Source organism: Hungatella hominis (assembly GCF_014288005.1).
Taxonomy (GTDB): Bacteria; Bacillota; Clostridia; order Lachnospirales; family Lachnospiraceae; genus Hungatella; species Hungatella effluvii.
On sequence record NZ_JACOPB010000002.1, the window covers coordinates 727,029 to 748,910 of the forward strand.

Below are 21,882 nucleotides of genomic sequence, written 5' to 3' on the forward strand. Positions count from 1 at the left end.
AAGGGGGCGTATTCATGGACATTCATTCTCTTACTTATTTTAAGAAAGTCGCGGAGCTTCAGCACATCACCAGGGCTTCCGAAGAACTCCACGTAGCACAGCCTTCTTTAAGCCGCACGATTTCCCGGCTTGAGAAGGAACTGGGAGTCCAGCTGTTCGAGCGTTCCGGGAAGAACATTATCCTGAATTCCTACGGCGAGATTCTCTTAAAGCATACGAACCGGATTCTACAGGAGCTGAAAGACATCGAGCAGGAGATCGGTGATGCGGCCGGGGAGCGCAGCCGTACCGTAACGCTCTCCCTCTATGCGGCTTCCAAGCTTCTGCCGGAACTGGTCATGGCGTTTAAACATGAATATCCTTCCATACGGCTTCAGATTATCCAGGAAGACTTAACCAAGAATCAACCCGACGGATGCGACCTGACCCTGTTTTCCTCCATGCAGCCGTGCACGCAGGATCATTCCGCCTCCCTGATCGAGGAAGAGATTCTCCTGGCCCTGCCGGAGTCCAATCCGCTCTCCAAACGGGAGAACTTAAACTTAAGCGAGGTGGCGGGCGAAGAATTCATATGCCTCCAGCAGGGAAAGAGCTTGCGAACCATCACCGACACCTTCTGCAAGATAGCCGGTTTCGAGCCGTCCGTCGTGCTGGAGAGCGACAGCCCGGAGACCGTCCGGGAACTGATCCGCGCGGGCATCGGCATCTCCTTCATCCCCTCCATCACCTGGCAGGGCATGGGCACGGAGAACATCGTTCTGGTCCCCATCTCCTTTCCGCAGTGCAGACGCTACATCAACTTATCCTGGCGTGCACAGGGATATCTCTCTCCTGCCGCAATCCTGTTCCGCGACTTTGTTCAGGATTATTTTAAGACATTCCAACATTTACAAGCAGATTCCCCCACCTCTTAGGTGGCGGTTAAGGCAAATTTTATTCAGTGGTGGTGCAATTCACTTCTGAATGTCGAAGCCTCCGGCGGATGTGCAGAGCGCCCCAAGGTATTATGTCATGCAGGGCATGATGGGCGCTCGCACCAATTCGCCGGGCGAATTGAAAAATAGACACACCAACACCGGCCTGGGGCTTCTGCCTCAGGCTATTATCATACCTCCATTCATATCACCTGCAGCATCAATCATTTCCCCTGATACATAACAAAAAAGGCATAAGTCTATGAATGTATTAGTATTTTACATTATGGCGTTTTGCACATATAATTCCTTATATAGCAAATATTTTTGTCACTATTGCAGTATGCAATTGGGAGAAGGCACAGATACTTACTTTTTATCGCAAATCTATCGGGCAAAAGAGAGGAGGAACCATAATTATCCGGGGGGATGCTGCTGCTGCGGAGAAGTACTGACGGCTGTGCCCAGTCATTCATTTCTTGAAGGAAGGGGTACTTTTATCATGACAAAAGAGACAAAAAAGAAGCTCATAAGCGAAGCTGTCGCCATCGCTGTGGGCCTTGGCATCGCTCTGATTCCCGCACCCGGGGGGCTGGAACAGAAGGCGATGTGGACAATGGGTCTGTTAATCTGGGCTATTATCAACTGGATGACCAACGCAATCCCCGATTTTGTGTGCATCTTCATCATGTGCTGTACGTGGGTTCTCTTAGGAATTGTGCCGTTTACGACGGCATTTGGAAGTTTCTCGGGAACCACGGTCTGGCTGCTCATCGCGGCCATGGGAATCGGCGCCGCCGTAACGAAGAGCGGACTGCTGGCAAGAGTCGCGCTCTGGATCATGCGCGTCTGCCCGCCGACCTTTAACGGGCAGGTTCTGGCCCTGCTGGGGTCCGGTGTCATCATCGGCCCGTTTATTCCCTCCACCATTGCCAAGGTGTCCATCGTAGGCGCCATGGCCACCGACATCGGCGAGAAACTGGGATTCGAGGACCGCTCCAAGGGCATGGCCGGCATGTGGTCCGCCATGTACGCAGGCTATACGCTGTTAAGCCAGGCGGTATTGAGCGCCTCCTTCTTTTCCTACATCATCATGGGACTACTCCCGGAAAATGTACAGGCCCAATTCAGCTGGATGTTCTGGCTGCGCGCCATGCTCCCGTGGCTCATTATCTGTACCATTGCCAGCTACTTCGCCATCCGGATCCTTTACCGGCCCACACAGGCTCCGAAGCTGACAAAGGAAGACGTCAACAAGATGCTGACCGACTTAGGCCCCATGTCGAGAAATGAAAAGATCACGCTGATCGTGCTCGTTGCCTGTATCTTCTTCTGGGTTCTGGAACGCACCTTAAACATTCCGGCAGCCATCACAGCCGTATTAGGCATGTCCACGCTGCTGGCCCTGGGCGTCATTACGCCGAAGGACTATAACAGCCGTATCAACTGGAGCATTATCGCATTTATGGGCGGCGCCATCAACCTGGCCAACGCCATCACCACCGTGGGAATCGACACCTGGCTCGGTAATACCTTCGGAGCCTCCATGGCGAGTCTCATCAGCAATCCGTTTTTATTCGTCTTTGTCATTGCCACAGTCGCCCTGCTGGCACGTTTCATCATCGTAGATATGACCACCTGCTACACGCTCTTTATCGTAATCCTGACTCCGTTCTGTCTCCATGCAGGCATGAGTCCATGGATTGCGGCCATGGCGTCCTACTGCGTGGTATACCCGTACTTTACCAAGTATCAGAACATCAACTTTCTCGCCGCGTTCAACTCGGCGGGCGGAGATGAGAAACTCAGCCATACCATGCTGGTGCCGTTCTGTCTGGTCTTCCACATCGTAAGCATTCTGGCGCTGACCGCAAGCGTGCCCTACTGGAAGATTCTGGGACTGATCCCGTAGAAAAACGGCGGTACGATAATCCGCCGCTCATATAACAATTCAAACTTACAACAAAGAGAAAAGGAGTGCAGATATTATGTCTAAAAAAGAAGCAGTCAAAGAAATTACTCACACAATCGGTGATACACTGCCTAAATTAAGAGCCGCGGCCGTTCAGGCGGCTCCCGTATTCCTAAACCGCGATGCGACGATTCAGAAAGTCGCACGCCTGACAAAGGAAGCAAAAGATAACGGCGCGGATCTCGTAGTATTCCCAGAATCCTTTATTCCTACCTTCCCGCTCTGGTGCCTGTTCCTGCCGCCGGTAGACCAGCATCCATTTTACAAAAGACTGTTTGAAAATGCAGTCACCGTTCCAGGACCTGCCTTTCATGAACTGCAGAAAATTGCCCGTGACAACAGCATCTTCCTATCCGTCGGTATCTGCGAAAAGAGCACGTCCAACTTTGGGACGATGTGGAATACCACCCTGTTGTTCGACCGGGAAGGCAACATGATCGGCCACCATAGAAAGCTTCTTCCCACATGGGGAGAAAAGCTGGTATGGTCGTTCGGCGACGGCTCTTCGCTCAATATTCATGATACGGAGATCGGCCGGATCGGTTCCCTGATCTGCGGCGAAAATTCCAATACTCTGGCCCGTTACGCCCTGGTAGCCCAGGGAGAGCAGGTACATATCTCCGTTTATCCTCCCTGCTGGCCGACCAGCAGAGAAAAAGGCAACTACGCCGACTGCCTGCGCGTCCGTACCTGTGCTCACGCATTTGAGGCAAAGGTATTCAATATCTGTTCTTCCGCCTCCCTCGATGAGGATGCCATGGAGCAGATGTCCATGGGCGATCCCGCTTTAAAGGAATGGCTCCACAACCAGTCCTGGGCCCTCACCATGATCGCAGGCCCTAACGGACAGCCGTGCTGCCCATCGATTGAGAACAACCAGGAAGGAATTATTTACGCCGACTGCGACATTGCAAATGAAATCACGGCAAAGGGAATCCACGATATCGCAGGAGCCTACCAGCGGTTCGACGTCTTTCAGCTCCATGTAAACAAAACGCCCCGGGAACCGGCATACTTCTACGATGAGGGAATCGGAGAATCCCGCGAATATATCCCTTATGAAGAGGAAGACACTGAATAAAACGACCCGAAGGAAGAACGTTCCCCCATTCCGCCCCATACAGCAAACCAGAAAAGAAGGCCGGTCCGCAGCAGATGCGAACCGGCCTTCTTCCGGCAGAAAACTGATTATTTTTTATTTGATAAAGCTGACGTGCCTGTTAATTTCCTCCACAGCCTCGTCCTTTCTCTGGTTAAACACCACCTTGTTCTCCTCGAACAAGTTTCTTCCATGGGTATCGATGGAGACGATCAGGGGGCCAAATTCCCTGATTCTGCATACCCAGAGTGTCTCCGGCATTCCCAGGTCACGCCACTGCGCGTCCTCAATCTCCTCGACACAGGTGGCGGCCACGACCGCACATCCGGCTGGGAATACACAGTGAATCGCCTTTCCTTCCCGGCATCCTTCCATGGTCTTCTCTCCCATGCCGCCCTTTCCGACGATGACCCTGACTCCGGTCTCCTCGATAAATTCCTTCTCAAATTTCTCCATACGCATGCTGGTGGTGGGACCTACGGATACCATCTCAAACCTGTCATCAGAACCCGGAATGGGCCTTACAATAGGGCCTGCGTGAAAGATGGCTCCGCCCCTCACATCGACCGGAAGCTCCCGGCCTTCCTCGATCAGTCTGCGGTGCGCCACATCACGGCAGGTTACGATATGGCCGGATAAGTATATAATATCTCCAGCATGGATATCTTCCAGATCTTCCGCCCGAAGCGGTGTCGTTAATACCTTCTTCTCCATTATAACGTTACCTCCTTATGAGATGTGATGGTATAGTTTAAATCCTTATCAAACTCGATGTGCCCTTTTCTGTGCGACCAGCATCCGACGTTGACCGCCACGCCGATGGTGGATGGATGGCGGGCCGTATTCTCGATATGCACGCCCATGACGGAATAGCTTCCGCTCATGCCCTGAGGCCCTAAGCCGATCTTATTGATCCCGTCTTCCAGCATGCGTTCCAGGGAGGCGGCTCTCTCGTTGGGATTGTGAGTTCCCAGGGGCCTCATTAATGCCTTCTTGGACAGCAGGGCCGCCGTCTCCACGGAGGTAGCTACACCGACGCCTACCAGAAGAGGCGGACATGCGTTCAGTCCATAGCTGGTCATCACGTCCATGACGAACTGGGTTACTCCCTCGTATCCGGCTCCCGGCATCAGCACCATGGCCTTTCCGGGAAGTGTACAGCCGCCTCCCGCCATGTATGTATCGATACAGCACGTATCGCAGTCCGGGACGATCTCCCAGAATACGGTCGGCGTTCCCTTTCCCACATTCTTGCCGGTGTTGTACTCGTCAAAGGTCTCCACGCTGTTGTGGCGGAGGGGTGCCTTGATGGTAGCCTCGATCACCGCTTCCTTTAACAGCGCCTCCAGTTCTCCGATCAGTGGAAAATGGACTCCGCATTTCACGAAAAACTGCAGGACTCCCGTATCCTGACAGCAGGGACGGTCCAGCTCCTTCGCCAGCGTCTGGTTCTTAAACATGGTATCGTAGATGGTTTTGGCCAGCGGGCTGGTCTCCTTCTCTCTCAGTTCTTCCAATTTCGCATAGACGTCGTCGGGCAGTACCTTTCCCGAATAAGCCACGAACTTCGCCATGGTGTCTGTCATCTGTGCAACAGCCTGTTCCTTGTTCATTTCTTACATCCTCCTTGTTATATGCACTTTGCGGCTGTTTGTGGGCCGCTTATGTACAGTACTAGAATCATTATTTCCCGGTTCCTACGGATAGAACGGGAAGAATATGGGCAGCAGCACCAGACTCACAACCGTGGATACCACGATGAGCGGAAGCCCTGCTTTTACATAATCCATAAATTTATACCCGCCTGGCGAGATGACCATGGTGTTGGCAGGCATGCCGATGGGTGTCGCATAGGCACAGGAGCCGCCGATTACGGTTGCCATGAGAACGGCTCTCGGATCCGCGCCCATACCGGCTGCGATCGAGACGCTGATCGGAACCAGCAGTGCCGTCGTCGCCGTGTTGGACATAAAGTTTGTCAGCACACAGGAGATCATGAATACGGCTACCAGCAGCAGGAACGGAGACGCATTCTTACCGAGAAGTCCAATCACGAAATCGGCGATGGCTGCTCCGGCTCCCGTGGTCTCCAGCGCTTTTGCGAGGGCCAGCGTTCCGCCGAATAAGAAGATCGTCTGCATGTCAATGGCCTTGTAGGCCTGTTTTTCACTGATAACTCCGGTTAAGACCATGATCAGCGCACCGACACATCCGGTTATCTCCAGCTTGATTCCAATCTGCTTCTCAAAGATCATTCCTAATATCGTACAGACTAAGACAACCAGGGATACGCTCTGCTTCCACTTCGGAACGCTGCTGTAGTCCACCTGTTCATCGAAGGTGCTGTCCCCGTCGGTCGGCGTCTTGTCCGGCAGGAATTTATAACCGATGGTTGCAAAATAGATGATGCCGCAGATCAGCATAGGCAGGCCGATCTTGGCATATTCGAAGAAACCGAAGCTCATTCCCATCTCCTGCAGGGCGCTCTGGGCAATTAGGTTGCCCGGTGCTCCGATCAGGGATAAGTTACCGCCCAGAGCCGCCGCAAATACCAGCGGCATCAGAAGTCTGGATCTCGAATACCCGGACTTTGCCGCAATACCGATTACGACCGGAATCAATACGGCCGCCGTACCCGTGTTGGATAAGAAGCCCGACATCAGGCCCACCACGATCATGATGGTGACGATCAGCTGGCGCTCCGTCTTTGCAAACCTTGTAACCACGCCTCCGATCTTGTTGGCCATTCCCGTCTCAAAAAGCGCGCCCCCGACAATAAACATGGCCACAAACAGAATGACATTGCTGTTCGTAAAACCCGCAAATGCGTCTTTCGTGCTCAGCACTCCCGTAAGCACAAGGCCAATACACACGATCATCGACGTGACTGCCAGTGGAATCCGTTCCCACACGAACATCACAATGGCAAACAAGAGAAACAACAGTGTAACAACTACTGGATCCATAAAGCCCCTCCTTTTTCATTGGATACTCTTTTGATATTTGATATATGATAATGTATCCATTTGTTATCCTAATCATACGCCTCGGCAGATCCATTTGTCAAGGCGTTTGTTTGATTTCGTTGTTTTGTACGATTTTTAGTGATGATTTTTATTCAATTCCAACAATCCCGGCCTTTATTTAATCCCATCAGTCCGTCTCGAATCTGGTGAGGATGTTCTTCATGCTTCTGATAATATGGTCATTCATCAGCTTTCTGGCCCGGCTGCCGTCGTGGGCCTTCATGGCGTCGAGAATCTTCTTGTGCTCGTAGATGGAAATCTTGGCATAATCCTCTTCCGTCACCTTGTGTCCCATGGACAGCCCATTCCACATGGAGGAGAGAAGCGATTTCATCTTCTCGTTGTCCGCCGCCTCCCAGATTCCCATATGGAACGCCTGGTTATATCTGGAGTATTCCGCCGAATCGTTGTCCTCCAGCGCCTTTTCGGCAATCTGATACGCCTGATCCACCGCGGATAAATCCACGCCCTCGGCGCTGGCCCTGGCCGCGGCCTCCCCTTCCAGGACGGCCCTCGTCTCGTAGTGATCCCGGATGGTCTTTTCATTGATCCCCTGGACTACAGCCCCCTTGTTGGGGCGCAGCTTAATCAGCCCGTCTCTGGCCAGAATCTGAAATGCCTCCCGCACCGGTGTCGTCGAGACGCCCACCAGCTCGGCGATTCCTTCCAGCGTGATCTCCTGCCCTTCCTGCAGCTCCCTGGAAAGAATGGCTTTTCTCAGGATAGACGCTACCTGCTCCCGGGCCGGAAGCAGCTTTACCTTACCCAAATTATTCATACGTTTCCTCCTTACTGATCAGCAGGCAGTCCGCCATACGGCCGTAGTAACGGTTCATGGCGGCCCTCAGCGCCCCCTCATCCCCGCTCGCTAGCGCGGTCCCCACATCGGTCATCAGTTCCGCAGCCGCATTTCCCCGTTTTAATCTCTCGACCGCATAGGAAACGTAGCTGTCTAAAAGGCGCAGAAACAGCTGATGAATATAGGAGTTCTTGAGGCTGGCCAGTGCATACCTATGCCAGGCCATCTCGGCCCCGGCGGCGGCCTTCTGTTCTCCGTTTCCCGCCGTCTCTGCCAGTTCCGACAGCCGGAGAAGGAGCTCGTCCCTCTTTTCCTCCGGTATCATCAGCAGGATCTCCGTCTCCATGGCGGCGGCCATGCGAAAGGTGTCCCTCACCTGCTTTTCTTCCATGGCCGCAACCTGCATATGGCGGTTGGGGAGGCGCACAATCAGGCCTTCCTGCGCCAGAGACTGAAGCGCTTCCCTGACCGGCATGCGCGACACCCCCAGCTGTTCCGCGATCAATTCCTGCGTCAGCTCCTCGCCCGGCCTCATATTACCGGCCAGAATCTCGCTGCGTATGGCGGAAACGATATAATCTTTTGTCTGTACTGCACTCACTGTCTCCATGTTATCACTCCTGTTCTTCCGGTATCGCGTATCAGCCGTTCAGTTTCTCTTTATAATACCCCTCCGCGCAGTACAATGCGCCTGCCGGATTGTGGGCCAGCACGCGGTCCTTCACCACCAGCGTGGTGACAAATGCGTCCGAATACTTATACAGGAAGGAATCATGCCCCACACAGAGGCCCAATGCGATATTAAACTCCGTCTTCTGCTCATTCAGCAGGCTGGCCTGAAAAACCGGGTTGCACATCGGCTCAAATTCGCCCGGATGGACCTTCCGTTCCTCGGCGATTCCGATGCGGCTCTTGTCTGTCCCTCCAGCCTTGCAGATCACGGATACCACCGAAAATCCATGCCTCGTCAGGATATCCGAAACGATCTCCGCCTCCTTCCGGAGGCCCCTGCAGAACGCCAGGCCAAGCTTCCGGTATCCCATACGTCTGCAAAATTCTATGGTTTCCCTCACTCTCACCCACTGGCCGTATCCCAGACTCTCTATCTCCGACGAAGTCACGTAAAAATCGTGATTTTCCGGTTTTTCATACTCGGACAGCGCTTCCTTCAAGAGCGGCTCATTTCTCATAGGACAGTTTTTAGGAAGCACCTTCTTCTCTCCTGCACTGCAGGCATAAACTTTACATTTGGCACACATATACATTGATCTTACCCGGCTTTCTTTTTATATTTAATATTGTATCCAATTATCGTTCCGATGTCAAAGGCAAAATCCCTTAATTTTCAATGGTTTCCCAACTTACGCACTTTCTTCCGGTATCAAACTGTGCTATGATAAAAGAAATATACTTTGGGCTTAAACCGGGAGGTAATTGTTTTGGGTAAAAAGACACTGGCTGAGATAGAGTCACTGGCCCGCAAAATACTGACTACGTACTTTTGCGACTCTGACATGGAATTCATGATTTCGACATTTGCCGATGACATCGTATGGCTTGGCAGCGGAGAACACCAGAAGGCGGAGGGAAAAGAAGCAGTAGCCGCTGTTTTCCGCAGCGGCAGGGACGGGATGATCGCCTGCGACATGTGTGAAGAACAGTATCATTCCATCGATTTAGGAGGCGGCTCCTACTTATGCGAGGCGGTCAGCCGTCTGATCAGCAAGCCCGAATCCGAGACCTGCCTAAATATCCAGCAGAGGGCTACCTTTATTTTCCGTGAAAAGGGGGACGGCCTGGAAACGGTACATATTCATAACTCTGTCCCATTTTCGGAGATTCAGGACGACGAACTCTTTCCGGTGGAATCGGGCCGCCAGGCCTTCGAGCGTTTGAAATCCGCGCTGGACACGAAAAAGCAGGAATACGAACATCAGACCCGATTTCTAGAACAGCTTTACCATACGCTCCCCTGCGGTATTCTCCAGTTTTCCACCGATCCCTCCCGTACCATCATCTCGGTCAATCCCATGGTATGGCGATTTTACGGATACGCCTCGGAGTCGGAGTACCGCGAGGCGGTCAGGAACCCGCTCCAAAAGGTTGACACACAGGACCAGGAGTGGATCTCCGCGCTTCTCGACCGCCTCACCCTGAACGGAGAGTCCGCCTCCTACCGGCGCCACTGCATCAAAAAAGACGGGGAGGAAGCCTGGATCAATGTGGTGATGGGACGAATCATCAACAGCAACGGTCTGGAGGTCATCCAGGCGGTGTTTACCGATATTACTGAACAAATGCGTCTGGAGCAGGCTCAGGAGCAGGAGCGGATTTTGGAAAACCGTTCGCTGCGTGCCGCGATCTGCACCGCCTATCCCCTGATCGTGAGCGTCAATCTGACTCATGACACGTACCACTGCTTTGTAAATGACCAGCTGGAGTATCAATTTCCTGAGGAAGGCCGCTATACAGACCTTCAGGCTGGCAGCATTCCGGGAATCTACAGCACCTATCAGGAGGATTTTACCAATGCCTTCGGCCGTGACGCCCTTCTTCGCCGCTTTGCAGCCGGAGAACAGGAAGTCTATATGGAACTACAGGGGCGGGCAGTCGACGGCAAATACCACTGGCTGTCTATTCACGCGATTGCCGTGGAGAATCCATTCAGCGACGACGTTCTGACGATCTGTCTGATCAAGTTCCTCGATGAACTGCGGCAGGAACAGGCCCGCCAGGAACAGCTGCTCCGGGAGGCCCTCGTTTCAGCCCAGGCAGCCAGCCGGGCCAAATCGGACTTCCTCTCCCGCATGAGCCACGATATCCGGACACCGATGAATGCCATCATCGGCATGAGCACCATCGGCCAGATCAAGCTTAACGATACCAGGACTGTAAAGGACTGCTTCCAAAAAATTGATACCTCGTCTAAGTATCTCCTCTCCCTGATCAACGACATTCTGGATATGTCCAGGATTGAAACGGATAAGATGGAGATCGCTCATGACCTCTTCGATTTCACGGCATTTGTGGAGGAGATCAACCAGATTATCTATCCGCAGACGCTGGAACGGGAGATTGCCTATGAGATGCGTCACCTGGAGCCTCTGGAAAGCCACTATATCGGGGATTCGCTGCGTATGAAGCAGATTCTCATGAATCTCCTGTCAAACGCTCTGAAATTCACGCCGCCAGGCGGCTCGATCCGCGTTAATATCTCGGAAGAAAAGAGAACCAACGGATACGCTTATATCCAGTTCATCATTGAGGACAACGGAATCGGTATGTCGGAAGACTTTATGAAGCGCCTCTTCCAGCCCTTTGAGCAGGAAGCCCCCGGCAACGCCCGCAACAACGTGGGAAGCGGCCTGGGCCTCTCCATCGTCTACAGCCTCGTGCAGCTGATGGGCGGAACCATCTCTGTCACGAGCCGCAAGCAGGAGGGAAGCCAGTTCACCGTCACCATTCCCTTCCAGCTGGTATCCGACGATGAGGAGAAAGAATGGGAACGGAAACGTCAGAATCTCTTAAAAGGCTTTCAGGTGCTGGTGGTAGACGACGATCCTTCTGTTGGCAGACAGACCGCCCTGATTCTCGACGATATCGGGGCGAAAACGCTGTGGGTGGACGCCGGCATCCGGGCTGTCCGGGAAGTAGAAAAGGCCATCAGGGAGAACTGGATGTTTGATATCGCCATGATTGACTGGAAGATGCCCGGTATGGACGGCATCGAAACCACCCGGCGAATCCGCCGCCTGGTTGGCCCTGACACCATGATTATCATGATTACGGCATACGACTGGCGCGGCATAGAGGAGGAGGCCCGCGAGGCCGGAATCGACTACTTCATCGCCAAACCGTTGTTCCGTTCGGTCATTTACGATACCTTTTCGAAGCTGGACAAAAAAGACTCCGCGGAACCGGCCGCAGCCGAGATGCGGACTCAGAAATCCGTTCTGAAGGGCGCCCGAATCCTCCTGGTGGAGGACAACGAGCTCAATCAGGAGATCGCAAAGACGCTCCTGGAGATGAACGGCGCCGCAGTAGATGTCGCCGGGAACGGGGAAGCGGCCATCCACTGCTTCCGCGATCAGAAACCCGGAACGTATCAGGCCATTCTGATGGATATCCGCATGCCTGTCATGGATGGGCTGGATGCCTCCAGGGGAATCCGGGCCCTGAACCGTGAGGACTCCGCTACGATACCAATCCTGGCCATGACGGCCAACGCCTTCGAGGAAGACAGGAAGAAGGCGTTTGAGGCCTCCATGAACGGCTATCTGGTAAAACCGCTGGATATAACTATGCTGATCAGTGAATTGGAAAATGCGATAGGGAAATAAACGAGAAAGGGAAGTGATATGCCGGATATGGCGTCTCACTTCCCTTCCTCGTTTATTTCCCCACCGCAACTATCGCATCAATGACATCCACATACTCCGCACAGTACTTGCCGTACATGGACGTGACGGCCTCCTGGAATCTGGCCTTTTCTTCCGGAGGCAGCTCCACCACCTGGCAGCCTGCCGCCCGCACCTTTTCCTCAGAGGTCCGCTCCCGCTCCTCCCACAGCTTCCTCTCATAACGGGAGGATTCCTGTGCGCATTCGCGTATGATATCCCGATCCTCCTTCGTCAGTTTCTCCCATGTGGCCTGGGACACCAGCTGAAGCTCCGGAACACGGTTGTGTTCGTCGATCGTATAATATTTGGCAACCTCATAGTGAGCCGTGGACTCATAGGATGGCCAGTTATTCTCCGCCCCGTCGATAATCCCGGTCTGAAGGGCGGAATAGACCTTGTCGTAGGCCATGGGCACCGCGGTGGCCCCCAGCGCCTCCATCATTCCCACCATCAGCTCCGACTCCTGGACACGGATTTTCATGCCCTTCATGTCCTCCAACTTCGTGATCGGCCTTGTCGAGCTATAGAAATTACGTGCTCCCGCGTCGTACCAGGACAGGGCTACCAGATCGGAGCCGTCGAAGGAATTTAAGAAATCGTCGCCAATCTCCCCATCCAGGACCTTCCACATGTGTTCCCTTCCCGTATAGAGATACGGCATCTGAAGCACATTCAGCCTGGGAACAAATTCTGCCAGCGGCGATAAGGACACACGGGCAAAATCGACACCGCCGAACTGCATCTGTTCGATCACCGTCTTCTCATCGCCCAGCACGCCTTGTGCGTTGACCGAGATCACGATTCTCCCGCCGGTCTTCTCTTCCACCAGCTCGGCGAATTTGTAGGCCCCCTGTGTTGTGGGGTAGTCTTCTGCCTGATTCTCTGCATACGTAAACACAAATTCCGGATCTACGGCCTTTGTCTGATCTTCCTTCCGGCCGCCGCACGCAGCCAGGATAACCATTGCAAAGACAAACAGAGCCGCCGTCTTTATTTTCACAGCACAGTCCCTCCTTTCCGCCATGTTCCCTCTATACAGCACTTTTCGATGTTACATAGTTATAAAACGCATTCCGGTCTTTTCCAAGCACCCGGTTCGTAAGCACGTAACCGTGAGTGGTATCGGAAAACAGGATAATCATTGTAGGTTTCTTAGAAATCTTTTTGACCGCGGTCCATGGAATTGCAGAGTTCTCGTCACCCACCCGGATACGGATTCCCCCGTCTCCAAACTCCATCTCCGTATCCCTGCTGATCCCTGCTGCCTGTTTCTCAGCCTTTCTCCAGACGGCAAGCGGCTGGATAACCGTAAAGAGACAGCAGGCGAGGAGCAGAAGGAACCGCCATACTCCGCTGACTGTATTCCATTTATTGATGGTCAGGGCGATCACCGCCGCCGTGAAGATCAGATTGCACATCCCGACCACTGAACCGTATGTATAATACATGGAAAGCTGCCACAGTTCGCCCGCGGTATTCCTGTAGGTATACTTATATTTCATCACTCACACCTCCGAACCGCCAAACGCTGTTATTTCGCCAATACCGTGGGCAGCCACATACTGAAGGCCGGAACAAACGTAATCAGCATCAGCGTAATGATCATACACAGGTAAAATGGCAGCGTCGCCTTGACAACCCGCTCCATCGGCGTCTTGGATACCGCGGATCCGATAAACAGCACCGCGCCTACAGGAGGTGTTAAAAGCCCGATACCACAGTTCAGAATTACCATAATACCGAACTGTATTGGATCGATACCGATCGACGTGGCGATCGGGAGAAGAATCGGCGTTGCGATCAGGATAATCGGCGCCATATCCATAATACATCCAAGTACAAGAAGAATCAAGTTTAACAGCAGAGCCAGCAGAATCGGATTATCGGTGAGGCCGATGATCGCACCCGCCGCCAGAACCGGAACGTGGAGGCGTGTCAGACAGTTGCCGAAGATGTTGGAGGTGGCAATCAGGATCAGAACGATGGACAGCGTGTCGACGCAGTCACCGAGAACTCTCCAGACGCCCTTCCAGTCCAGCCCCTTGTAGATAAACACACTGACAACCAGGCTGTAGATAACCGCGACCGCCGCGGACTCCGTCGCCGTAAACGCACCGCCGACAACGCCGAATACCACGATCAGAACCGCCGCCAGTGCCCAGAAGGACACGCCCAGCTGCTTTAACAGGTTGATAATGCTGAATTTCTCGCCCTTCGGATAGTTGCGTCTGACCGATATAATATACGATCCCACCATTAAGGATACCGCCAGCAGCGCACCGGGAATATATCCGGCCAGGAACAGGCTTCCTACGGAAATGCCGCCCGCCGTGGTGGCATAGATGACCATATTATGGCTGGGAGGAACGAGAAGCCCCTCACAGGATGAGGTGATGGTAACGGCCGTTGAAAAATCGTCGTCATACCCCTGGTCAACCATCATCGGAATCAGAATTGTACCGAGGGACGCGGTGTCCGCCGCCGCGGAGCCAGAGATTCCTCCGAAGAAATAGGAGGCAACGATATTTACCATTGCCATGCCGCCGCGCATCCATCCGACGCAGGCGTTGGCCAGCGCGATCAGCTTCTCCGAAATACCGCCGGAGCCCATCAGACAGCCCATGGTGATAAAGAACGGTACCGCCATGAGGCTGAAGGAACTGATTCCCTTTACCATCTGCTGGCAGATGGTCGTCAGCGGAAGTCCCTGGGAAAGCAGACAGAACACGGAGGAAAGCGCCACCGCGTAGGCAATCGGAAAGCGCAGAAAAACCATGACAAAAAAGCTGACAAGCAAAACGACAATTGCTAATGTTTCTCCACTCATGACTGGTCCCCCTCCTTTACGAAAAAGCTTTTGATGTGATTGTATACAGCCTCCAGTTCAAAGATCAGCATGGCCACCCCCGCTAAAGGAACCGGAAAATACATCCAGAATCTGGATATCTTCGGCATACTCACATAGGAACCCTTGGAGCCGATTCCCCTGGCATACTTCCAACCGACAAAAATCATGATCAGCGCCAGGGCCAGAACGGCCGCGTCAGAGAGTAAATCTAAAAATTTTACGACATTTTTCGGCAGATACGAGTCGAAAGCTGTCATGCGGATGTGGGCGCCTCTCCGGATTGCAAGAGCAGCCGAAAGCACCGCCATATAAGACATACAGGTTAAAACCACCTCTTCACTCCACGCCGGATCGGGAATAAACGGAACGTACCTCCCGATTACAGACATGGTGGTAATGAGGATATCCACGACCAGAAGCAGCTTGCATAAGAACATGACAGACTGATAGGTAGCATCGTAGGCAGGTTTAATCTTATCAATTTTATTAAAAATACCCGGCATCTTGATCCCCTTTCCAATACGGCCGCATGCCCACTTCCGCGCACATGCCCCGTAACGAACGGGGCACAGAGGCGTAACAAGAATCATCCTCTGTGCCCGTTTCCATTGCAGCAACAATTTATGTAACTATTCAGCCGTGCGGCAGTTTGTACGGAAAAGAGTGTTACAAGCTCGCTTGTATAAGCACTTTTTTTTACAAACTGGCATAGGGCTGAACGCCCGGGCTTCTTGTTTTCGTGCTTTTCGAAAACAAGAAGATGCACGGCTAAATAGTTGCGAATTTATTTCATATCGAGAATCTTCTGATACAGTTCTTTGTTGTCTGCCGTAGAGGAATCGATGATATCCTTACAGGCTTCCTGCCATGGGGTGATATCCGGCACTTCAATGACATTGATGCCTTCTGCCTTCAGCTCATCCAGGACCTTGTTTTCTGCCTCTTCGGAGATCTTTCTGTTGAAATCAGATGCGTATTTTCCTGCTTCCATCAGGATGTTCTGCTGCTCTTCTGTCAGCTTATCCCATGCTTCGTCCGTGATGATAACCTGAACCGCGCCAAGGGTGTGGCCATCAAGGATTAAGTTTGGCGCAACTTCCTGGAACGCATTGGACTTGTAGTTTGCAATCGGCTGTTCCGCACCGTCTACAACGCCGGTCTGAAGAGCGGAATACAGTTCGTTAAAGGAAACAACAGTTGGGTTTGCGCCCAGGCCCTGAACCATACCGTTCATAATCGGGTCATTGGATACTCGTAACTTCATGCCCTTTAAGTCTTCCAGGCCGCTGATCTCTTTTACCGTAAAGAAATGGCGGAAGCCTTCCTCGCCGTAGAATAAGCCCCTTACTCCCAGATTGTTGTCATGGGGCTCCATGAGGAATTCCGGCGCCAGGTCACTGTTGGCGAAATTCCAGAAATGGTCACGGTTTACAAATGTATACGGAATAGACAGAAGTACAGATTTTTCCACGCCGTAGCTTGTCAAAGCGAACGCGGAGATACGGGACATGTCGATGGTTCCGCCGCCGCCCAGCATGGTGTCGAGGACATCGTTTTCAGAACCGAGAACACCGCTGGCCTGAATGTCGATGGCGATCTTCCCGCCGGAAAGCTCTTCTACCTTCTCCTTGAACGCGGTTGCCATCTGTCCGACGATGGTGTCTAACGGGTTTACCTCGGCATAAACAAGTGTTACTTCCGGCGTGTCGGAAGCCTCTGCCGCCGCGGAAGTCTCCTCTGCTGCCTTCGTCTTCTCAGCCGCCGCTGCCGTGGTGGTCTCAGGTGCCGGCGCCGCCGTCGTCGTCTCCGGTGTCTTTAACCCACAGCCCGCCAGGGAACCCGCTACCATTGCCGCGCATAACACTGTGCTCACAAATCTCTTCTTCATGTCACAATTCCTCCTCTTAACACTCTTTTTACATTTCAGTGTATTTCTTAACGTTTTCTTTACGTTAAGTTCATTATAAGAGGATTTCTTTTCCCTGGAAACGGTAAATAATTGTGAATCATAGTATTATTTTAACCTATATTTTGCTTTTCTTTATGCACTTCGTACAAACACCTTCTTAACGCATTCTTTATATTCTTTGAAAAATAACCATTCGGTATTCCGTGGGGCTCTGGCCTGTAATCCGTTTGAAAACCTTTGCGAAGTAATTGGAATCCGCATATCCGACCGCTTTCCCAATCTCTTTTACATTCACCGTCGGCTCCTCCAGCATCTTTTTCGCCTCCGCCACACGGAATTCGGTTAAGTAGGATGTAAAATTTTTATGGAAGCACTGTTTGAACAGCTTGCAGAAATAGGCCTCCGAATAATTCATCATCCTGGCCATGTCCTGCATGGATATGTCAAACATGTAATTCTCATGTATATACTTGTCGATGATTTCTGCCACTCTGGACAGACGGAGGCTGCCGAAATCCTCGCCCTCATCTCTGGAAGCTTCCGTACCGCCTCCGTCGCCTCCGGCCGTCTTGGAAGCAGATCTGCCGTCTGATCCGGTACCGGAATACGTCCCTGTGGCCATCTGCTCTCTTACGGCTTTCTCTCCCATCCGCTCCTCGGTCAGCCGCATGGCCTCCTCCAGGACGAGCATCAGCTCCTGCTCGTCATACGGCTTTAACAGGTAGTCCAGCGCCCGGACCGTAATGGCGCTTCTGGCATAGGCAAACTCATCAAAAGCGGTAAGGAAAATAATACAGCAGTCCCCATCCTGCTCCCGGATCTTCTGCGCGGCCTCGATTCCGGTGATTCCCGGCATCTCGATGTCTAAGATGGCGATCTGAATCTTCTCCTCTTCATAGACCCGCAGGGCTTCCCGCCCGTTTTCTGCCTGGAAAATCGTGCACTGGTCCCCCAAATTCTCCGTAAGCGTCTTATAGAGAACCTTTCTCTCAATCATTTCATCATCTGCGATTAATACACGGTACATACTCATATTTCCTCCTGCGGTATTGTCATCTGAATGACGGTTCCCCGCCCCTTTTTGCTGTAAATTCTCAGGCCGCCGTTCTGGTACATGGTCTGAATCCGCTGGTAGATATTGCCCAGGCCGATTCCCATCTTTGCCGTGTGGCTGTTCTTCAGCGCGGTCACCAGTTCCTCCAGCGTCTCCTCGTCCATTCCCAGGCCGGTGTCGGCCACGGAGATTATTACGCTGTTTCCGTCCTTCCACACCTTTAAAAAGACCCTTCCGCCCTGCTCTTTCCGCGACAGGCCGTGGATAATGGCATTTTCCACCACCGGCTGCAGCGTGAAGGCCGGGACCATCACCTGCCTGGCATCCACATCGATCCGGCACTCATACCCGATACGGCTGCCGAAACGCATCTGCTGAAGATACATGTAATCCTCCACCACCTTCAGTTCCTGATCCAGCGCCACAATCTGTTCCGATGTCTTTAAATTATACCGGAACAGGTTGCTCATGCTGGCGATCATCCGCTCCGTGGTCTTCGCATCCTCCAGCTTTGCCGTGCATGCGATCATATTTAATGTGTTAAACAGAAAATGAGGATTTATCTGGCTCTTCAGCACCTCCAGCCGCGTGGCGTCCAGACGTTTCTCCATCTCCATCTTCTCCAGCTCCTCCTTGTGGAGAAGCTCGGCCATCTCGTTGTTCTCCTTCAGGGTGTTGATATACCCCTCCGTGGCGTGCTTCATCTTGTTGAAGGCGCTGACCAGTTCCCCCATCTCATCTTTATTTTCAACGGTTATGTCCTTGCTGCTGAAATCATTTCTGGCGATCTTTCTGGAGGTATGGGCCAGCTTGACCAGCGGATCGATCAGGGTGCTGGACAGCAGCTTCGTCAGACATAAAGCCACCACCATCATAACAGCGGAGAACAGAAGGATCAGATACGGCAGCTGGCAGAACACCGGAACCTTTTCCTGGTAGGTCGCATTTCCCTCTTTTAAGGTTACCTGCACCAGTCTTCTGGCGTAGGTCTGAATGTAAGACTGCATATCATAAATTTCGTACAGACGGGGAATAAAGTCCTCAGAGCCGGAATCCATCTCCAGCAGCTGATCGCGGGCCATGCAGTACCCCTCATAACCGTTCTTCACATTCCAGGTCCTGGCATACCGTTCCTCGCCGATCCGCTCATAGTCGAAGGGCAGGGAGCGGAGGCACCGCTCCGACCTGACGCAGGCCAGGACGTACTCATCCCTGTTTTCCTGTGTACGGTCTCTCACATACACTTCAAACGCTTTTATTTCCAGTTCCATCGCCTCCTGGAAATCGTGACACCGTGAATTATCGTCGAGTATGACATTGAAACTGCCCAGAGAGAAATCCATAATACGAATATTAAAGGCCACGGAAAGCCCCATGACCAGAATTACCATGACGGCGAAAGAGCCGATCTTCCGCTTCAGAGAGATTGTCAACCAGATTTCTTTTATATTTTGAAACATAGCACTTCCTTCCCCATGTTCTCACATTCTTTTTGAAACTCCTCCAGTTCCCGGGGGCGGCCGCAGCACAGAATCCGCCCGTCTGTCTCATCCAGATGGGTCACCTCGATCCGCGCACACAGGCGCTTCTTAAGCCGTGCGGGTAAATTCCCCAGATCCATTTCCAGCGGGGCAAAGAACCCGTTCACGTCAGGATGCTTTGCAAACCGCAGCTCTCCCTGCCAGGGATTGGGCAGATTGGTTAAGTCCTGGATGAAGGGATTGATCTCCTCTTTCCGGCACTCATGATCCAGCCGCCCTCCGCCGTGCCTCGTCACGTAGGACCGTGTCACATAGCGGACGTCCAGCGATGCAGGCTCGATTCTTGCCGATGCCAGAAGGCGGCTCACATTGAACAGTCCCGTGTGGGACGGCGTCAAATGAGGATAGTACTCCGTATTGTCCTCGTCCAGCAAAAGTCCCTGGGCGCCTTCGCAGATCACCGTATCGAACGGTTCCAGGACCTGGCTGGGATCTGCCGTGATGACGTAGCGGTTAAAATTTTCCCGCATCAGATCTGATGCGTTCCAGAGCACATTGTCATCACGCAGAAGGCGGAACCACTCATGATCCCACAGCCTGTCCCAACGATCACCCGCACGCTCTGCGCACGGGTCACCGTGACGGTCAAAGGGCGCTTCCGGACCGCCGTCCAGCTCCCTGCATATTTCCTCCAGTCGTCCGGGTACGTAACAGTCCCGTATCCTTTTCAGCATCCCGGCAATCTCCTCCGTGCTTTTTCCCTCCAGATCACCGAGACGGAAGGTCACTGCGCCGCCCGTAACTGACCTGGCGCGGTGGACCGTCTCATAGATCCCCATGCCGCAGGAGCCGTGGCGCGCCTCCCTCCGAAGCTCCTCCGCCAGACTGTTCAGCAGCACGTCAAAGACGGTCACACAGACGCAGTCCGGGCTTGCATAGGCGGCCACCGCGTCATGTCCGGCCCCGTTGTCACCGCGTATCCGTTCAAATGCTTCCGCCTCCTCCCCCAGCTTTACCAGATCGGGGAGAAATGTCTCACTCCAGTAAAACGGCGTCTCTCTGAAGCAGCCGCTCCCCAGCTGGTGGAATACAAACCGGAAATTTTCCCCTTCCACCGTGTGGCCCGCCTGCGCGCCGCCGTTATGGCGCACTACAACAGCCTTTTTTCCCTGTTCCATGGCCTCAGCACAGAGGAGGTCCACACATTTTCCCTTTCCCTCGTCACCAAAATTCTTGCCAATAACCGCTTTTATCTCTTTCCCGTAATCACCCATGTCAAAATGTCAGGAAGCCCTCTCCCTCTTCTTTTCTGATTCCTTTTATAATCTCTGCAACCACGTCCGCGGCCTTTCCGCTCCACTGCGCGGTAATTGCCTTTGTCTCCATGCCTCTGGCCGCCTGCATCAGGCTGACAAAAACCTCCGGAAGCACATCCAGATCATTCGGATCAAGCTCTACGGCACGGGATCCGATCAGCTGCTTCCAGTCTTTCCCGCTGTTCTGTGCCTTGTAGGCTCCGGCCTTCATCACGATATGGAAAATCTCATATCTGCGGGAGGCCTTTTCATAGAGGGCCTCGGCGCTGCAATCCCGGAAAGCCAGATCCCCGAACACGCGCTTGATCTCCGCTTTCGTCAGAATCTTATGGCACCGCTCGTCGCCTATGGTAAATAAGAATCCCTTTTCTCCGCGTTTGTCATAGCAGTCAATCTTCGTATGCTTATCCGCAAAATACCAGGAAAGCAGATAAGACTCCCCGCCGTTACCGCCGCCCCGTCCCTCGAACCAGACATCCAAAAGCTGTTCCGCAATCCGGATATCCGCCTCGAACTGGGTCACCTGGAGAGGCGCATCATCCGTCTTGGAGTCCCCGATGGCCTGGAACATAATATGCGGGTTCGTAACAGGCTCCTTCTCGTAGATCTCCAGCATGGTGCGGTTTAAGGCGCCCTTGGCGATCTCTTCCGATAAGTATCCCATGGAGCCCGTCACATCCAGCCCGAAAATAATTGCGGTGGACGCCGGATTGTCCATAGAGTCACACGATTCCCGGTATTTCACCCCGTTGGGGTCCAGGTTCGGTCTCATCTGCCTGGAACGGTAGATATCGTTCACCGTGGAATTCTGATTGATGTTTCTTGCTGATCGTAAATTATTCCAATCCTTACTCTGGTAACTTCCGTGTCCCATACTGTTTCCTCCTGCATATGTGATAGATCTTTTATTGCGGTATACTGCCCTGATAATACGCAGTACTAGTACAGCATTGCGTAAGTTTCGGTGAATTGTGTGCTTGATATTTGCGTCAGGGGCGCGTCCGCGAAGCGACGGCGTAGTGGACCCTACGTCTAGCTTCGTGGGCGTGATCCTGGCGTGAATA

Annotated in this window: 19 protein-coding genes; 4 read left to right on the forward strand and 15 right to left on the reverse strand. The window is 52.9% G+C overall.

The features are described 5' to 3' along the window. Window positions 1-14: 14 nt before the first annotated feature. The 3 genes from H8S75_RS07520 (at window position 15) to H8S75_RS07530 (ending at window position 3,967) form a co-directional block, all read left to right on the forward strand. Window positions 15-914: a LysR family transcriptional regulator gene (locus H8S75_RS07520; RefSeq protein ID WP_187020435.1), complete on the forward strand. Its 900-nt coding sequence runs from the start codon at window positions 15-17 to the stop codon at window positions 912-914. A gap of 502 nt (window positions 915-1,416) precedes the next feature. Beyond that, window positions 1,417-2,826: an SLC13 family permease gene (locus H8S75_RS07525; protein WP_187020437.1), complete on the forward strand. Its 1,410-nt coding sequence runs from the start codon at window positions 1,417-1,419 to the stop codon at window positions 2,824-2,826. 76 nt (window positions 2,827-2,902) lie between these two features. Further along, entirely contained in the window at window positions 2,903-3,967 is a 1,065-nt protein-coding gene (locus H8S75_RS07530; protein WP_187020439.1) for a carbon-nitrogen hydrolase family protein, read from the forward strand. A 114-nt stretch (window positions 3,968-4,081) separates the two neighbouring features. Here the strand turns inward: H8S75_RS07530 and ttdB are convergent, their stop codons facing one another. The 6 genes from ttdB to H8S75_RS07560 form a co-directional block, all read right to left on the reverse strand. After that, the gene (gene ttdB, locus H8S75_RS07535) at window positions 4,082-4,699 is read right to left on the reverse strand and encodes a L(+)-tartrate dehydratase subunit beta (RefSeq protein ID WP_187020441.1); all 618 of its coding nucleotides are present in this window, start codon (window positions 4,697-4,699) and stop codon (window positions 4,082-4,084) included. Then, window positions 4,699-5,598, reverse strand: a complete 900-nt coding sequence (gene ttdA, locus H8S75_RS07540) for a L(+)-tartrate dehydratase subunit alpha (protein ID WP_187020443.1) — start codon at window positions 5,596-5,598, stop codon at window positions 4,699-4,701. Before ttdA ends, ttdB begins: the two co-directional genes overlap by 1 nt. Window positions 5,599-5,682: 84 nt before the next feature. Continuing rightward, window positions 5,683-6,951: an SLC13 family permease gene (locus H8S75_RS07545; RefSeq protein ID WP_110321719.1), complete on the reverse strand. Its 1,269-nt coding sequence runs from the start codon at window positions 6,949-6,951 to the stop codon at window positions 5,683-5,685. Between the two features lie 187 nt (window positions 6,952-7,138). Further along, window positions 7,139-7,789, reverse strand: coding sequence for a GntR family transcriptional regulator (locus tag H8S75_RS07550; RefSeq protein ID WP_025530027.1), 651 nt, complete (start codon window positions 7,787-7,789; stop codon window positions 7,139-7,141). Further along, window positions 7,782-8,420, reverse strand: coding sequence for a GntR family transcriptional regulator (locus tag H8S75_RS07555; RefSeq protein ID WP_187020444.1), 639 nt, complete (start codon window positions 8,418-8,420; stop codon window positions 7,782-7,784). The genes H8S75_RS07550 and H8S75_RS07555 overlap by 8 nt, the downstream gene beginning before the upstream one ends. 31 nt (window positions 8,421-8,451) lie before the next feature. Next, window positions 8,452-9,021, reverse strand: a complete 570-nt coding sequence (locus H8S75_RS07560) for a DUF1847 domain-containing protein (RefSeq protein ID WP_432764179.1) — start codon at window positions 9,019-9,021, stop codon at window positions 8,452-8,454. A 228-nt stretch (window positions 9,022-9,249) separates the two neighbouring features. Here H8S75_RS07560 and H8S75_RS07565 point away from each other — a divergent pair, with 228 nt between their 5' ends. Continuing rightward, window positions 9,250-12,150: a hybrid sensor histidine kinase/response regulator gene (locus tag H8S75_RS07565; RefSeq protein ID WP_187020448.1), complete on the forward strand. Its 2,901-nt coding sequence runs from the start codon at window positions 9,250-9,252 to the stop codon at window positions 12,148-12,150. A 52-nt stretch (window positions 12,151-12,202) separates the two neighbouring features. Here H8S75_RS07565 and H8S75_RS07570 read toward each other — a convergent pair whose 3' ends face one another. The 9 genes from H8S75_RS07570 to H8S75_RS07610 form a co-directional block, all read right to left on the reverse strand. Continuing rightward, a complete protein-coding gene (locus tag H8S75_RS07570) occupies window positions 12,203-13,174 on the reverse strand; it encodes a TRAP transporter substrate-binding protein (protein ID WP_187020627.1) in 972 nt (323 codons plus the stop codon). Window positions 13,175-13,241: 67 nt separating this feature from the next. Then, on the reverse strand, window positions 13,242-13,712 hold the full coding sequence (locus H8S75_RS07575; RefSeq protein ID WP_187020449.1) for a YcxB family protein: 471 nt from the start codon (window positions 13,710-13,712) through the stop codon (window positions 13,242-13,244). 29 nt (window positions 13,713-13,741) lie between these two features. Next, complete coding sequence (locus H8S75_RS07580) at window positions 13,742-15,037, reverse strand: TRAP transporter large permease (protein WP_187020451.1); 1,296 nt, start codon at window positions 15,035-15,037, stop codon at window positions 13,742-13,744. Further along, window positions 15,034-15,561, reverse strand: coding sequence for a TRAP transporter small permease (locus H8S75_RS07585; RefSeq protein ID WP_187020453.1), 528 nt, complete (start codon window positions 15,559-15,561; stop codon window positions 15,034-15,036). Before H8S75_RS07585 ends, H8S75_RS07580 begins: the two co-directional genes overlap by 4 nt. Before the next feature lie 281 nt (window positions 15,562-15,842). Next, a complete protein-coding gene (locus tag H8S75_RS07590) occupies window positions 15,843-16,946 on the reverse strand; it encodes a TRAP transporter substrate-binding protein (RefSeq protein WP_187020454.1) in 1,104 nt (367 codons plus the stop codon). Between the two features lie 190 nt (window positions 16,947-17,136). After that, on the reverse strand, window positions 17,137-17,994 hold the full coding sequence (locus H8S75_RS07595) for a response regulator transcription factor (RefSeq protein WP_187020456.1): 858 nt from the start codon (window positions 17,992-17,994) through the stop codon (window positions 17,137-17,139). A 2-nt stretch (window positions 17,995-17,996) separates the two neighbouring features. Next, window positions 17,997-19,481 carry a sensor histidine kinase gene (locus H8S75_RS07600; protein WP_187020457.1) on the reverse strand — a complete coding sequence of 495 codons (1,485 nt, stop codon included), beginning with the start codon at window positions 19,479-19,481 and terminating at the stop codon, window positions 17,997-17,999. Then, a complete protein-coding gene (locus H8S75_RS07605) occupies window positions 19,466-20,776 on the reverse strand; it encodes an adenylosuccinate synthetase (RefSeq protein ID WP_187020459.1) in 1,311 nt (436 codons plus the stop codon). Before H8S75_RS07605 ends, H8S75_RS07600 begins: the two co-directional genes overlap by 16 nt. Before the next feature lies 1 nt (window position 20,777). Next, window positions 20,778-21,692, reverse strand: a complete 915-nt coding sequence (locus H8S75_RS07610; protein ID WP_187020461.1) for a hypothetical protein — start codon at window positions 21,690-21,692, stop codon at window positions 20,778-20,780. Window positions 21,693-21,882: the final 190 nt, after the last annotated feature.